The organism is Algoriphagus persicinus (assembly GCF_035156415.1).
Taxonomy (GTDB): Bacteria; Bacteroidota; Bacteroidia; order Cytophagales; family Cyclobacteriaceae; genus Algoriphagus; species Algoriphagus persicinus.
The window spans coordinates 152,474-167,677 of sequence record NZ_JAYEEY010000011.1; the positions used below are offsets into that span (position 1 = coordinate 152,474).

Here is a 15,204-nt window from a genome sequence, read left to right on the forward strand (position 1 = left end):
CTTAGCTGTTCAGTATGGTTTTTACTTTCTCAGAAATCACTTTGCCATCTGCCTTGCCAGCCAATTGCTTACTTGCCACGCTCATTACTTTGCCCATGTCTTTAGGACTTGAAGCACCTGTTTGAGCAATAATATCCTTAATGGCTGCCGTAATTTCCTCATCAGTCATCGCTGTTGGCAGGAATTCTTGAAGTACTTTCAACTCTGCCATTTCCACTTCAAATAAATCAGTTCGGGACTGCTGCTCATAGATATCCGCAGAATCCTTACGCTGCTTCGCCGCTTTAGTGAGCAACTTCAATTCATCTTCTTCGGTGATTTCAGCTTTGGCTCCACTTTTGGTTTCTTCTAAAAGAATCAGCGATTTGACAGATCTCAATGCTCCCAAACGGGTTTTGTCTCTGGCTATCATTGCTGATTTAATTTCACTTTCTATTTTCTGCTTTAAACTCATTAGTCCTAAGTTTGTGTTACACTTCTAATAATACTGACAAAAATACCTTTTTCGACTCGGATATGACCAAGCTAAGCGTAAATATTAACAAGATCGCCACCCTGCGTAATGCCCGTGGAGCCGATAATCCAAATGTAGTAAAAGTTGCCTTAGACGCAGAGCGCTTTGGAGCACAGGGAATTACCGTCCACCCCAGGCCTGATGAACGCCACATACGCTACCAGGATGTGCTTGATCTTGCCGAAGTAGTCACGACAGAATTTAACATCGAGGGCTACCCAGACCATCGATTTATGGAATTGGTGCGGGCAGTGAAACCTGCACAGGCAACGCTAGTACCCGATCCGCCGACTGCGATTACCTCAAATAACGGGTGGGATACTATTTCAAATCAAGGCATGCTGAAAGATATCGTAGCCGAACTTCATGAATCTGGAATCCGCGTATCTATTTTCATCAATCCGGAGATCAAATACTTTGAGCCGGCAAAACTCACGGGCACCGATCGGGTGGAGCTTTACACCGAGCCTTATGCCTCCCTTTATCCTAAAGACCGGGATGCAGCAGTCAAACCTTATGTAGAAGCTGCAGAAGTGGCAAGGGAATTGGGACTTGGACTAAATGCCGGCCACGACCTGGATTTGCAGAACCTCTCATTCCTCAAACAAAGTATACCCTACTTGGACGAAGTTTCCATCGGTCACGCATTGATTTGTGATGCACTTTACTACGGTTTGGAGAATACCATACAGATGTATAGGAGGAAGCTGGAATTGTAGGATTGGAAAATTGAAAAATGTCCGATGTCCGATGTCCGATGTAGTGCACCATCTCCATTTGTCTAAAAATAGATTGAATAGAAAAATAGATGTTGGAATATAAATGAAACTCGTAAATCGTAAATCCCAAATCTAAAATGCAGTTAAACTTCAAAAAAATAGGCTCAGGAAAGCCATTAATCATTCTTCACGGACTTTTTGGTTCAGCAGATAATTGGCTCACCATCTCTAAGGACCTCAAAGACGACTTTACACTTTACCTGGTCGATCAGCGAAACCATGGTGATTCTCCACAGTCTGACGAGTGGAATTACGAAGTGATGGCAGAAGATCTGAAAGAGCTAATGGATAATGAAGGTCTAGAAAAAGCATTTCTGATGGGGCACTCGATGGGCGGAAAAACAGCGATGAATTTTGCATTGAAATATCCTGAGAAAGTAGAAAAATTGATCGTTGCTGATATTGCTCCTCGCTATTATGCGGTCCATCATCATGACATTTTAGAAGGGTTGAATGCACTGGATTTGAATGAACTCCAATCCCGCAAAGAGGCCGACGAAGAGCTTGCTAGGTCTATTCCCGAAATTGGCGTCCGTCAGTTTTTGCTGAAAAGTCTAGGTAGAGATACTGATGGATTCCAGTGGAAAATCAATCTACCAGTCATTACTGAGAAAATCAACGAAGTGGGTAAAGCTCTTCCGGATGGGAAAAGTTTCGCTGGGCCTACCCTTTTCATGGCGGGATCTAATTCCAGCTACATTCAGCAATCTGATCTAGTGGATATTGATGCATTTTTCCCAGACAATGAAGTGGAATTCATCGCGGATGCCGGACACTGGCTTCATGCCGAGCAACCAGAGGCAGTGGTAGAGGAAATTAGAAGGTTCTTGAAATAGGCTTGATCTTAGCTATTTCAAACTATTTGAAAAAGTTTCTGCTCTCAAGAAGCCCTATTAACCTAAATTTCCGATCTTTTTCTCAACAATCAACCTAAAATGCCCAAAGGAAAACTCTTCCTCATTCCAAATGTATTGGCAGACAATACACAAGATGCTGTCATTTCACCTCAAGTGAAAGAGGTGATCTCGAACACCAAAGTCTATCTGGTAGAAAATATGCGTACTGCGCGCCGCTATATTAGTAGCTTAAAACTGGGCGTAAACCTAGAGGAAGTTCACATGGAAATACTAGACAAAGGCACTTCACCCGAGTTCATCAACCGACTGATGCAGCCCCTCATGAATGGCGCGGACATAGGGATAATCTCCGAAGCGGGCTGTCCCGGGATTGCAGATCCCGGTGCGTTGGCTGTGGAGCATGCGCATAAAAAAGGAATCCAGGTCGTACCCCTATCAGGTCCTAGCTCTATGTTTATGGCTTTGATGGGTTCCGGGTTCTCAGGCCAGTCATTCGCTTTTCATGGCTATTTGCCTATAGATAAAAAAGAAAAAGCTGCCGCTATCAAAAAACTGGAAGCTGAGTCACTACGTGAAAAAAGAGCTCAAATCTTTATGGAAACCCCTTTTCGTAACAATCAATTGCTGGAGGATTTACTGCGTGTACTTTCCCCACAGACCAAGCTTTGCATCGCAAAAAATATAACGGGTTCGGACGAAATGATCCTTACTAAAACCGTTCAAGAATGGAAGCAATTCCCACTTGATCTTCATAAAATCCCGACTGTTTTCATTCTTCAAAGCTTTTAGCCCATGTTTACTATCGACGCACACCTTGATCTGAGTATGAATGCACTGGAATGGAATCGTGATTTAACGTTGCCTGTTTCAGAAATCAATGCCAGAGAAAAGGGACTTACTGATAAGCCAGACCGTGGTAATGCTGTGGTTTCTCTTCCAGCCCTTCGAGAAGGTAAAATTGGATTGGTAGTCGCAACTCAAATTGCCCGGTATGTAGCTCCTGGAAATTCCCTTCCAGGTTGGCATTCTCCCGAGCAGGCATGGGCGCAAACCCAAGGTCAGTTGGCTTGGTATCATGCGATGGTGGAAAAAGGCGAAATGACACAGATCAGGAATTTTGCTGAGTTGGATTCGCATCTCCAGCTGTGGGAAAACGGAGCGGATAATGCGAGTAAACCTGTGGGTTTTATACTTTCTCTCGAAGGAGCAGACTCCATAGTGAAAGTAGATTATCTGGAAAAAGCTTATGAATCCGGGCTTCGTGCTCTTGGTCCCGCCCATTATGGATCTGGAAGATACGCACATGGTACCGATGCATCTGCGCCCCTTAATGCACAGGGTAAAGCACTGATCAGAAAAATGGATGAGCTGGGGATTATTCTGGATGTAACCCACTTGTGTGACCTTGCTTTTTGGGAGGCACTGGAGATTTATAATGGCCCAGTTTGGGCAAGTCATAATAATTGTCGGGCACTGGTGAATCACAACCGCCAATTTTCTGATGAAATGATCAAAGCATTAATTGATCGCGGCGCAGTGATTGGTGGCGCAATGGATGCTTGGATGCTAAGCCCTGGTTGGGAAAGAGGAAAATCCACTCCACAAGAACGAAAGGTGACCTTAAACACTGTTTTGGATCATATGGATCATATTTGCCAGATTGCTGGCAATACCAACCACATAGGAATCGGTTCGGATTTGGATGGCGCATTTGGCTCCGAGCAATGTCCCGCTGATCTCAAGACAATCAGTAATCTGGATACTATTCCTGATTTGCTTCGAAAAAGAGGCTATTCAGAGGAGGACATTAACAAAGTAATGCATGGGAACTGGTTAAAATTCCTCAGAAAAGCATGGTCCTGATTTTTACGCCAACTTTATAAAAGCCCTTTTCTTTTCCAGTTTAGGCTTTTTTATGAAGACCTATTTTACCACTTTGGACACAGGGGTTTACGCAGAGGTCACGGTTTAGCGATATCCTGCGCTTTCTATTTCGGTTAGTGTTATCCTGCTTCTCTAGAAGCTGGATCTAATTTGAACTTTCATCCCTACTGTTCTTCCCTGTTTTGCTAGAAGCGAAGTCCTAATTCACGAAAGTTTTTTAATACCCCCAGTAAGTATTTCCTCTCTTCACTTTTGAAATTCTACATTTTTCATTGACTGTCAGAATTAATCTTCCCTTTTATCCCAAAACAGGAAAGTATCTTTTTCAATTTTCCTTATCTTAAAAATCTTAGTACGCTACTCATTTTTCATTGACCTACTTTTAACCCAACCCAAAATGAAACCTATAGTACAAATCTCTTTAGACCTTACAGACATTGATGAAGCGCTAGAAACTGCTGCATTGGCGATGCGAGCAGGGGTAGACTGGCTAGAAGCGGGTACTCCCCTGATTCTCGCTGAAGGACTTCATGGAGTCAGAAAATTGCGGGAAGCTTTCCCCGGAATTCCAATAGTTGCGGACTTAAAGACCATGGATGGTGGCTATCTGGAAGCAGAAATGATGGCCAAAGCTGGAGCTACCCACGTGGTCGTAATGGCTAGAGCGCATGAAGAAACCATCAAATGCGTGGTGCAGGCGGGGAAAGATTACGGAGTGAAAGTGATGGGGGACAATTTAGGTTGTCCAGATATGGTCGAGGGAGCGCAGTTTTTAGAGGATTTGGGCTGTGACTATGTGATCCATCATATCGGTTACGATGAGCGTCGGGGAATTGCCGCAGCCGGCCATCGAATGCCTAGTCCGCTCGATCAATTGCGGGAAGTGGTGAATGCCGTAAAAGTCCCCGTTCAGGCCGTGGGCGGACTCACATTAGAACAAGCCATCCAATGCCCACAATTCGGAGCGCCCCTTGTTGTACTCGGCGCGCCACTCACTATTGATGCGGACGCTTTCAAAACTGCTGACGGCGACCTCGAAGCTTCTTTGAGGAAAATTTGCGCAGCGATACATTCTCAATCAATCAGCAATTCTTAAACCCATTATTTCATGTCAATATCAGGTAAATCCCCTGCCGTAGTTAATTTTTCAGAAACCAAAGGCTCGGTAGAAATCAGAGAAATCTCTGTCCCAGAAATCGGGGATGAAGACATTCTTTTGGAAGTGGAAAATGTGGGAGTTTGTGGAAGCGATCTACATCAGTGGACATCCGATCACAGCTGGCCCGTTAATTATCCGGTGGTCTTAGGGCACGAATTCGGAGGAAAAATAGCGACAGTTGGGGATCGAGTGTCGGGCTGGAAAGTAGGAGATCGTGTAGTGAGTGAAACCGCCGCTGTAATCGATCCTCAAAACCCCATGAGTAAAATAGNGGAGGAAAAATAGCGACAGTTGGGGATCGAGTGTCGGGCTGGAAAGTAGGAGATCGTGTAGTGAGTGAAACCGCCGCTGTAATCGATCCTCAAAACCCCATGAGTAAAATAGGTTTATATAATCTTGATCCAACCAGAAAAGGATTTGGTTATGGAGTAAATGGCGCTATGACAAGATTTGTAAGAGTCCCTGCAAGATGTTTACACCGCGTTCCAGATGGGCTTTCTTTTGAAGAAGCCTGCCTGACCGAGCCTTGTTCCGTTGCTTACAATGCCGTCGCAGTCAATTCCCATATCAAGCCGGGAGATCGGGTAATCGTAATCGGCCCAGGAACCATAGGGATTCTATGCGCGGCAGTAGCCAAGATTTGTGGTGGAGAGGTTGCCATCTTAGGACTAGAAAAAGACCGGGGAAGGCTGGAAATAGCCAAAAGCTATGGAGTTACACCTCTTATTAACGATGCTTCGGCATGGGCAAGAAAAATTGATGGACTTGGAGCAGATCTGATAATCGATGCAGCAGGAATTAGTGACACATTGAAAATCGCCATGGATCTTGTTCGCCCCAATGGACAAATCACAAAAGTAGGCTGGGGTCCAACCCCATGTAATTTTTCACTCGATCCGTTGGTTCAAAAAAATGTACGACTTCAGGGAAGTTTCAGCCATAATTGGCCGATCTGGGAAAAAGTAATCGCTTTGCTTGCCAGCGGAACGTTAAATGTTAAACCAATCATTGGCGGCATCTGGCCTATCACAGAGTGGCATGAAGCATTTGAAAAAATGCATAGTGGAGCAGTCGTAAAAAGTGTACTAAAACCCGTTTGATATGCGATTGAAAGACAAAGTTATTATCGTCACAGGAAGCACAACGGGAATAGGCAAAGCCATTGCTAAAAGGGCTGTGGCTGAAGGAGCCAAAGTGATTATCCATGGTTTGGAAGAAGACCTGGGGATTCAGGTTGTTTCTGAATTAGGTGCTGAAAACGCCAAAATTCACATTGAAGACATTTCCAACGAAGGTGCTACTCAGCGACTGGTTGACTTCGCGCTTGATTCCTGGGGGCGAATTGACTCCGTAGTCAATAATGCTGCAATAGTAGCTGCATCGACTATTTTGACTACTGATCAGGTATTCTTAACACGCTTATTGGAGGTAAATACCATGGCTCCTTTATTCTTGATAAAATCAGCACTTCCTCATTTGATTGAAAGCCATGGTGCAGTGTTAAATATCGGTTCGATAAATGCCTGGAGTGGCGAGCATAACCTATTGGCCTATAGCATTTCCAAAGGAGCATTAATGACCATGACAAGAAATCTTGGCGATTCTCTTTTCCGAGAAAGTGGAGTCCGCGTCAATCAAATCAATCCGGGCTGGGTACTCACCGAAAATGAAATCAAGCGAAAGAAGGAACATGGACTTCCAGACAAATGGTATAAGGATTTGCCTGCGTTTTACGCTCCTGCGGGAAGAATCATCTGGCCAGAGGAAATTGCCGCTGCTGCCATTTATTGGCTTTCCGACGAAAGTGGCCCCATAAGTGGACAGGTAGTCGATCTGGAGCAGTTCCCAATGATTGGCAGAAATGTCCCAAAGGATAACAGCACAATTCCCCACAAGTAATGACAAACATCAAATACCTAATGAAATGCCAAAAATAGCCGCTTTTCCCAAAGCTTTCATGCAAGCACTTTGCAAGGATGGCAGTATGAAACTATCGGAATGGATAGAACTTTCCGGCGCACTGGAAATTGATGGATTGGAATGGTATGCAGGTTTTCTGGAAATGGAAAAAGAAGAAAATTGGCGTCACTTCCGACGGATGGTAGAGGACAAAGGAATGGTCATTCCCATGATGTGCTGTTCTCCGGATTTCACTCATCCCGACAAGGCATTTCGGGAGAAAGAAATCCAAAAACAGAAGCGCTGGATAGAAATGACCGACGAACTTGGCGGGAAATATTGCAGGGTTCTGTCAGGTCAATATCGTCCTGAACTCTCCGAGGATGAAGGAATTAAATTTGCTTCCGAATCCATACAAGCCTGCCTTCCCTATGCCAAATCCCTAGGAATTACCTTAATCTTGGAGAATCATTACAAAGATGACTTTTGGGAATACCCTGAATTTGCACAGAAAAGAGAACTATTTACCAAGCTGGTCAATAGCATCAAGGATCCAAGTTTCGGGGTAAATTATGATCCCAGCAATGCCTTTTTGGCTGGCGAGGATCCGCTGGATTTATTGTATGAAGTGTCGGAGCGCGTAGTCACCATGCATGCCAGTGACCGCTTTTTGAAATATGGCACAATTGAAGATTTGAAAAATGAAGAAAGTGGCGTGACGGGTTATGCTGCCCGGCTTAGTCATGGGGAAGTTGGCAAAGGATTGAATGATTACGATGCGATTTTCACCGAATTGAAGCGTGTGGGATTTGACAATTGGATAAGTATAGAAGATGGAGTGGACGGCATGGATCAACTTCAGCGGAGTGTGGCTTTCTTGAAAAAGAAAATATCTCAATATTGGCAGGTATGAAATCGAGCATGACATGAAAAAAAGTAAACTAAACGTTGAACACCTCTATCCATCCCAATGTATGTTGGGGGAAAGCCCCTTTTGGCATGAGGAGCGCCAAAGTTTTTTCTGGGTGGATATCGAAAACGGAAAGTTATTTGAGCATCATTTGGCTACTGGGAAGACCACCATCAACACATTTCCGCATCGGCTCACCCTTGTATTGGAAGGGGCAGAAAACAAGTTGATCCTAGCGCTAGATCGTAAGATTGCGACATACGATTTGGAAACTGAAAAGCTGAAATGGCTAACGGAAGTAGAAACAGAACTCCCGCTAAATCGCTTCAATGATGGAAAATGCGACGCAAAAGGGCGACTTTGGATAGGAACAATGAGCACAAAATTCACCCAAGGATCTGGCTCTCTTTATAGAGTTGACAAGGAACTTAAGCCAAAAAAGCAACTCGATCAGTTGACTATTTCCAATGGAATGGCCTGGACAGAGGATAATCAGACTTTTTACTTTATCGACACGCCGACCAGACAGATCAAATCATTTCACTTTGATCTAGAATCTGGAAAAATAGAATTTGATAGAATTGCCATCGAGATTCCTGAAGAATTAGGGTTACCAGACGGCATGTGTATAGATCAGGAAGGAATGCTGTGGGTGGCACATTATGGAGGCTCAGGAGCTTACCGCTGGAATCCGATCACAGGAGAATTAATCGAAAAAATTGAATTGCCAGTTCCTCACATCACTTCCTGTTGTTTTGGAGGAGAAAATCTAGATGTGCTTTTGATCACCACCGCTCAGGAAAACATGAGCGCTGAGCAATTAAAAGAATTTCCCAAAAGTGGAGATGTATTTTTGGTAAAGACAAGCAGCATTGGATATTTACCTTATCAATGTGGATTCTAGCTTATTTAACTAAAGATCTTAAGAATATGAAATCGAGCATGATTATTAAGTGTCACACACAGGGATGATTATCTACCATGCGAGATTCTCCCGATCCGCCGCGGCGGGACGGGACAGGCTATCTGACTTTAAAAAACAATTATAATCACATGAAACGAAATCATAAAGAGCAACTTTGGATTATTGTTACCCTTCTTGTTTTGGTCACAAGTTTTCCTTTAGTCGGAAAGTCACAGCAAAAACTTCCTGTCAAATTGAAGACCAGCCTGAATGCTTATTCTTTTAATGGCCCGCTGATGAAAGGGGAAATGAATCTTGACGATCTGCTGGAGTATTGTGCTGTAAATCAGTTTGATGCGGTAGATATTACCGCCTACTATTTCCCGGGTTATCCTGAAGTCCCGTCCGATGAATATTTGTACCACATCAAACAAAAAGCTTTTCTGCTTGGGCTTGAAATTAGCGGAACAGGTGTACGCAATGATTTTTCAGATCCAGATCCTGCTGTGCGACAAGCAAGTGTTGAGTTGGTGAAAAATTGGATTTTAGCCGCCGAAAAGCTCGGAGTTCCTGTTATTCGGGTTTTCTCCGGAACAGCTGATGTAACAGACATCCCTCGCGAAAAAGTGATCGATTATATGGTCGCCGATCTCAAAGAATGTGTTGAATTTGGGAAAGCTCATGGGGTAATTGTTGGAATACAGAACCACCATGATTTTCTTAAAACAGCCGATGAGACCATTGAAATCATCAAACGTGTCAACTCGGATTGGTTTGGGTTGATTCTGGATATTGGCAGTTTTCGCACTGATGCCTATCAGGAAATAGAAAAGGCCATTCCATACGCGGTCAGTTGGCAATTGAAAGAGAATCTGTATGTGAATGGAATTGAGCAAAAAACTGACCTAGACAAAGTCATGGCGATAATTCAAAAATCCAGCTATCGTGGATATATTCCACTTGAGACCTTGGGTGAAGGCGACCCAAAAGTGAAAGTTTCAGTGTTTTTGAAAGAGATTAGAAATGCCATGAAATAAGGAAATCAATTTCAAGAATTGTAATCAATCAGGAAGACCGCTAAAAACCAAATTTTGAAAAGTTTTAATCTGTCTCCAATCTAAGGTAGTATGCCCAAGCTAGCCTGTCCACTTAATTCAACAAACCTAAATGTTAATGATTCTAGCTGTACTCCCTGAGTAGGAGCAGGATTTAATTCATTAAAAACTCCAAACAAACCAAAAGCCATATTGAAGCGATTAATATTTTTTGCCCACTTAGCCATCTTTTCTTGATTTTGACAAACCATTGGATCAACTGAACCATATTTTGCAATGCTTTCCATCGCGGATAAAGCTCCACTAAAAAAGTTTCCCCCAAATGCTGCATAATCACCCTTTCCTGATTGTCCCTTACCCCATTCATAGAGAATCCCTATAGCCGTCTGAACCATAGACAGGTTCATCCAAAGCCCCTTATGGGTCAACCCTATAAATTGGGTTGTTCTGCACGAAATTGTACGGTGAAACCCACTCTCTGAGTTGTGCCATCGGATCCACAACTCCCCACCTTCCAATATCAGCCATATACATCCTGGCCCCATAATCATCCCACCCAGTAAGTTCCTGCCTTTCCTTCCCGTTAAATAAGTATTTATTGCCTAATGAATTCTCCCTGAGTAACGAGTTAAAAGTCAACCCAAATGGATAGTAATCATCCTTCTGAACAATATCGGTAGGTGTATGGGTTACTTCAAAGTCATCAAAGAATACTTCCACCGGAGTTACATTTTCATTGGATAGATAAATATATACATATCCAGGTTCTGTTATAATGACCGGATTGATCGAAATGTATTCATGGCTTATATCCGATCCATCTTCCTGGGCCGCTGTTGAAATCTGCTTGTATAGGGTATTCCCAACCTGTTGAAAGTTCAAATCGAACACCATCAGATTCAAATAAGCCCTTGGAGCACCTGCATTTTGCTCCCCATTGCCCCCAAGAAGTCCAATGAAGGAGGGCATAGCTTCACTTCCCGGACTACGTTTACAATAAAGAGTTATGGTAATTGTATTTGACTTATAGGTGATGTATTTTTGTAAATAACTCTTATATAACTCTTAAAAACGAGGTATTTATGGCTTTTTCAGACAGATTGGCGTTCGCACGCAAGCAGAAAAAAATCAGGCAGCCAGACCTGGGGAAGCTCGTCGAGACTTCGGGGGATATCATCGGCAAGTATGAACGGGGTGAAAACATCCCATCCATTGACGTGGCCGCAAAGATCGCCGACTCACTCGGGGTCACGCTGGATTACCTGGTCAAGGATGGGGAGTACGAGCGCATTGACAACGAAACGCTCAAAAAACTGAAGGAGATCCAAAACCTGGATCCCGAAAACAAGTCACACGTCTTCGCTACCATCGACGCCTTCATCAAGGCCGCCAAACTCAAAAGTATCGCTGCACTATAAAACAAAAGCCCCAATTAAGAGGCTTTTGTTTTACTTTTTTTAAATAAATAACAGTATTAGTTCACGTATCATGAGAACAATCCCAGAACCTATCAGCATATATATCATAATTCTAAATTGAAAACCTATCAACAAAAAATCCTCTTTTTGTTGATTACCCTTTTGATTCCTTAATAAAAGAACCCCAGTAACAATCAAAAGTAAACTAATAACAAAAACCATTTCCTTTCTTATTTTATTTTTGGAACAATAATAATGTTCACAATGTCAAAGGAAGTGTTTTTCAGGCCTTGTAAGATTGGGAGATCGGTCGTTGAATTTATCAACCCTCTTGCCGGAGATGCCATATTTTGAAGATATCGGCCACTAACAGATCCTGAAACAGTTAATGACCCTTCAATAGCAGCACTCTTATAGTCACCTTCTGCTGCATACATTAAAGTACTTGCCCCACCTGCTATTGTAGAAACAGATCCTCCAACACCAATTAATCCAGCACCAATAGGAGGAACAAACGGAACCACAACTCCACCTAAAGCGGTTATCCCCGCCCCGGTATATCCTGCACCATCAATTGCACTTCTCACCATGTGCCTGGCAAAAGGTAACGCTTCGCTTTTAATACGCTCGCTGTTTGCCCGCATGTTCTGTACAACAGGGCTACTCATTGTTCTATCATGGTCTGATTGAGTGGCTGACACTGTCACTTCTCCCAAACTCATCATTCCCTGATCTATTGACCCATCAGAATTATACACCAACATATTCCCTGTTTGTTCGTCTATCCCTGTCCCGGATTTACCCAGATAAGTTTCATTAGTCTTTGTGGTTGCCTGAGAAGTTGCATTTTCATCCCAATATACTTCTCCCTCCCTATTGGCCACCCAGTCTAGTCTTCCATCAGGATCGATCCTGTTGAGAGGGTTGTTTTGAACAAAGTTGTAAGGTGACACCCAACTCCTTTGATCCGCCATGGGGTCAACATGATTCCACCTTCCAATTGCTGGATCATACATCCTAGCGCCATAATCGTACAGCCCAGTCTCCTTCTGTTCCTCTTTTCCATTGTATTTGTAGAGATTTTCTGTACCAGAAGAGTACGAGTTAAAAGTGAGGCCGAATGGATAATAATCATCCTTCTGAACAATATCAGTAGGTGTATGGGTTACTTCAAAGTCATCAAAGAATACTTCCACCGGAGTCACATTTTCATTGGATAGATAAATATATACATATCCAGGTTCTGTTATAGTGACCGGATTGATCGAAATGTATTCATGGCTTATTTCCGATCCATCCTCCTGGGCCGCTGTTGAAATCTGCTTGAATAAAGTATTCCCAACCTGTTGAAAGTTCAAATCGAACACCATCAGATTCAAATAGGCTCTAGGAGCCCCAGAGTTTTGCTCCCCGTTGCCCCCAAGCATTCCAATGAAAGAGGGCATAGCTTCACTTCCAGGACTACGTTTACAATAAAGAGTTATGGTAATTGTATTTGACCTATAGGTCATGTATTTTTGTAAATCACTCTCATATAACTCTTAAAAACGAGGCATTTATGGCTTTTGCAGACAGATTGGCTTTCGCGCGCAAGCAGAAAAAAATAAGTCAGGCAGACCTGGGGAAGCTTGTCGGGACTTCAGGGTATATCATCGGCAAGTACCAACGGGGTGAAAACATCCCATTAATTGACGTGTCTGCAAAGATCGCCAACTCAATCGGGGTCACGCTGGATTATCTTGTCAAAGACGGAAAGTATGGGCGCATTGACAACGAAACGCTCAAAAAAATGAAGGAGATCCAAAACCTCGATCCCGAAAAATGTCACACTTCTTCGCAACCATCGACGCTTTCATCAAGGTTGCCAAACTCAAAAGTATCGCTGCGCTGTAATTAGATCTTTTATGATTTAACAAATTGTAGTTTCACCCATTATGATTAACCAATCGATGATCTTGTTAAAAAACACAATATACCATATCTGTAAATACCTGATAATTGGCACCATATTCATTAAATGTGCTCCAAAAAGCCATAAAGAACAAGAAATCACTGGAGCTTGGATGTTTAAGGACTTAAGTGGTATGTATAATGAAGCTTTAATTAGCAATGATTTTTTTATTATCCATAATGAAGTGATGGGAACTTCAATCTCAAATATCCTTGAATTAAGTGATGCTTTTTTTACAATTTCCACCGAAGACAATGGACATATTAAATATCAAATTTCAAACTCTGAAACAAACAATCTTGTCATTTTGAATGAATTTGAAAAACTAGAACTAAAACCCATAGATATAAGTACTGATATCGATTTAATTGGCCACGGCAATCAAGAGGAGATTGCAAAATATTGGAAAGAATTTCGAGAAAGAAAAAATTCAATCAAAAGGGAAGAAATCCTCCTATAGTCGATACTTATTAAATGCTCTAATTTTTTCCTTCAAAGAAATAGACAATACCGCCATTACCGATATTGGAATGCAGAAACCTATAAACACAACTTGAATAGATTTATTCTGGATAAAAACACTATCTCTCCAATACTCCATAAAAAGAAAATAACTAACGAAACAGGATAGGATAAACAATAATCCAAAAACAATGAAAGCATATACAGGGATTACCTTAGAATGGACACTATTCACATGGATATTGTCCGATTTACAACAATACCTACATTCCACACCGAATTCCTTTCCTACTTTCTCTGAAAGTTTATAGCGATCTTCATAGAAAGAAAATATAGAGTTGGCTTTACCGCATTTTCTGCATATGTAAACCAATTCTAACATATATTTCATTTTTTAAGTACTTTATATGCCTGTCTGGCTTGATTTAACCAGTCCTTACCACTCCAACTACCTTTGTTTTGCTGTAGAAATTTGATCCAAGGGTTATTCGATAACTTTACACCTCTTGCGGCAATATTTAATTGCGATGTAACTTTCAATGCACTCCTATTCTTTGAAAAATTGTTTATTGCTGAAAGACCGCTTCCTGCAAAAGCAAAATCATCAAAACCTGCAGGACTCGGCAAAGGCATCATTCCCAAATCAGCAGCCATATAAAATGCATCTTTGCTGCCGTATTTTGTAACGAGGTGTCTTCCATAATCAGACCTATTCCAAACCATTTCTCGCCTTGAAAGCCCTTGACCTTCCATATCACGAATGCTTCTAATCTTTATCCCCCCATCTTGTGCTGCATTATATCTTTCAACAAGGTCTCTAGAACTATAATGTCCTTGGTACTCGTCAGGAATATCCGACCATAAGTCGGCTTTACTGGCTGTGTAAACAAAATCTCCATCCGAACCACCTGGTTTAGAAACGGCCCCAACATGAATGTCTTCTTTGGATCCTTCAATTATAGTTTTTCTGTTTCCTATATGTACTGTTTGTTGGGAATCACCCCCCAAATCACTCATCCAAGCAAGGTCTCCCGTCTCGGTATTTAATCTCCATTCGTCCAGCATCCCGTCAGGATCAATACGGTTCAATGGATTGTTCTGGACATAGTTATACGGTGTCATCCAAGAACGTTGATCCGCCATGGGGTCAACAACTCCCCACCTTCCAATATCAGCCATATACATCCTGGCCCCATAGTCATCCCACCCAGTAAGTTCCTGCCTTTCCTTCCCGTTAAATAAGTATTTATTGCCTAATGAATTCTCCCTGAGTAACGAGTTAAAAGTCAACCCAAATGGATAATAATCATCCTTCTGAACAATATCAGTAGGTGTATGGGTTACTTTAAAGTCATCAAAGAAAACTTCCACCGGAGTTGTATTTTCATTGGATAAATAAATATACACATATC

Annotated in this window: 17 protein-coding genes and 2 pseudogenes; 14 read left to right on the forward strand and 5 right to left on the reverse strand. The window is 42.3% G+C overall.

Annotated elements, in window-relative coordinates; genetic code table 11:
• Position 1: 1 nt before the first annotated feature.
• Positions 2-454: a GatB/YqeY domain-containing protein gene (locus U3A58_RS10670; RefSeq protein ID WP_323823413.1), complete on the reverse strand. Its 453-nt coding sequence runs from the start codon at positions 452-454 to the stop codon at positions 2-4.
• Positions 455-516: 62 nt separating this feature from the next.
• Between U3A58_RS10670 and U3A58_RS10675 the strand changes: the two genes are divergently transcribed.
• From U3A58_RS10675 to U3A58_RS10725, 11 genes and pseudogenes are all read left to right on the forward strand, one after another.
• Entirely contained in the window at positions 517-1,233 is a 717-nt protein-coding gene (locus U3A58_RS10675; RefSeq protein WP_323823414.1) for a pyridoxine 5'-phosphate synthase, read from the forward strand.
• A 137-nt stretch (positions 1,234-1,370) separates the two neighbouring features.
• Positions 1,371-2,129 carry an alpha/beta fold hydrolase gene (locus tag U3A58_RS10680; RefSeq protein ID WP_323823415.1) on the forward strand — a complete coding sequence of 253 codons (759 nt, stop codon included), beginning with the start codon at positions 1,371-1,373 and terminating at the stop codon, positions 2,127-2,129.
• A gap of 99 nt (positions 2,130-2,228) precedes the next feature.
• Positions 2,229-2,939, forward strand: a complete 711-nt coding sequence (locus tag U3A58_RS10685) for an SAM-dependent methyltransferase (RefSeq protein WP_323823416.1) — start codon at positions 2,229-2,231, stop codon at positions 2,937-2,939.
• A gap of 3 nt (positions 2,940-2,942) precedes the next feature.
• Positions 2,943-4,013, forward strand: a complete 1,071-nt coding sequence (locus U3A58_RS10690; protein ID WP_323823417.1) for a dipeptidase — start codon at positions 2,943-2,945, stop codon at positions 4,011-4,013.
• Between the two features lie 418 nt (positions 4,014-4,431).
• Entirely contained in the window at positions 4,432-5,130 is a 699-nt protein-coding gene (locus tag U3A58_RS10695) for an orotidine 5'-phosphate decarboxylase / HUMPS family protein (RefSeq protein WP_323823418.1), read from the forward strand.
• Between the two features lie 12 nt (positions 5,131-5,142).
• A pseudogene (locus U3A58_RS10700) lies at positions 5,143-5,464 on the forward strand (alcohol dehydrogenase catalytic domain-containing protein); the annotation flags it as partial.
• 1 nt (position 5,465) lies between these two features.
• Positions 5,466-6,293 (forward strand): annotated as a pseudogene (locus tag U3A58_RS10705) (zinc-binding dehydrogenase); the annotation flags it as partial.
• A 1-nt stretch (position 6,294) separates the two neighbouring features.
• Positions 6,295-7,092, forward strand: a complete 798-nt coding sequence (locus U3A58_RS10710; RefSeq protein ID WP_323823419.1) for an SDR family NAD(P)-dependent oxidoreductase — start codon at positions 6,295-6,297, stop codon at positions 7,090-7,092.
• 25 nt (positions 7,093-7,117) lie between these two features.
• Positions 7,118-8,005, forward strand: coding sequence for a sugar phosphate isomerase/epimerase family protein (locus U3A58_RS10715; RefSeq protein ID WP_323823420.1), 888 nt, complete (start codon positions 7,118-7,120; stop codon positions 8,003-8,005).
• 13 nt (positions 8,006-8,018) lie between these two features.
• Entirely contained in the window at positions 8,019-8,906 is an 888-nt protein-coding gene (locus U3A58_RS10720; RefSeq protein WP_323823421.1) for an SMP-30/gluconolactonase/LRE family protein, read from the forward strand.
• A 149-nt stretch (positions 8,907-9,055) separates the two neighbouring features.
• Positions 9,056-9,943, forward strand: a complete 888-nt coding sequence (locus U3A58_RS10725; protein WP_323823422.1) for a sugar phosphate isomerase/epimerase family protein — start codon at positions 9,056-9,058, stop codon at positions 9,941-9,943.
• 80 nt (positions 9,944-10,023) lie between these two features.
• Here U3A58_RS10725 and U3A58_RS10730 read toward each other — a convergent pair whose 3' ends face one another.
• Positions 10,024-10,368, reverse strand: coding sequence for a hypothetical protein (locus U3A58_RS10730; protein WP_323823423.1), 345 nt, complete (start codon positions 10,366-10,368; stop codon positions 10,024-10,026).
• Between the two features lie 10 nt (positions 10,369-10,378).
• Positions 10,379-10,930, reverse strand: a complete 552-nt coding sequence (locus U3A58_RS10735; protein WP_323823424.1) for an RHS repeat-associated core domain-containing protein — start codon at positions 10,928-10,930, stop codon at positions 10,379-10,381.
• Positions 10,931-11,043: 113 nt separating this feature from the next.
• Here U3A58_RS10735 and U3A58_RS10740 point away from each other — a divergent pair, with 113 nt between their 5' ends.
• Positions 11,044-11,379: a helix-turn-helix domain-containing protein gene (locus tag U3A58_RS10740; RefSeq protein WP_323823425.1), complete on the forward strand. Its 336-nt coding sequence runs from the start codon at positions 11,044-11,046 to the stop codon at positions 11,377-11,379.
• A 230-nt stretch (positions 11,380-11,609) separates the two neighbouring features.
• Here U3A58_RS10740 and U3A58_RS10745 read toward each other — a convergent pair whose 3' ends face one another.
• Positions 11,610-12,824 carry an RHS repeat-associated core domain-containing protein gene (locus tag U3A58_RS10745; protein ID WP_323823426.1) on the reverse strand — a complete coding sequence of 405 codons (1,215 nt, stop codon included), beginning with the start codon at positions 12,822-12,824 and terminating at the stop codon, positions 11,610-11,612.
• 113 nt (positions 12,825-12,937) lie between these two features.
• Here U3A58_RS10745 and U3A58_RS10750 point away from each other — a divergent pair, with 113 nt between their 5' ends.
• Both U3A58_RS10750 and U3A58_RS10755 read left to right on the forward strand, forming a co-directional pair.
• Entirely contained in the window at positions 12,938-13,276 is a 339-nt protein-coding gene (locus U3A58_RS10750) for a helix-turn-helix domain-containing protein (protein ID WP_323823427.1), read from the forward strand.
• 58 nt (positions 13,277-13,334) lie between these two features.
• The gene (locus U3A58_RS10755) at positions 13,335-13,790 is read left to right on the forward strand and encodes a hypothetical protein (protein ID WP_323823428.1); all 456 of its coding nucleotides are present in this window, start codon (positions 13,335-13,337) and stop codon (positions 13,788-13,790) included.
• A 389-nt stretch (positions 13,791-14,179) separates the two neighbouring features.
• Here the strand turns inward: U3A58_RS10755 and U3A58_RS10760 are convergent.
• Positions 14,180-15,204, reverse strand: a 1,025-nt coding sequence (locus tag U3A58_RS10760) for an RHS repeat-associated core domain-containing protein (RefSeq protein ID WP_323823429.1), incomplete at its 5' end; no start/stop codon positions are given.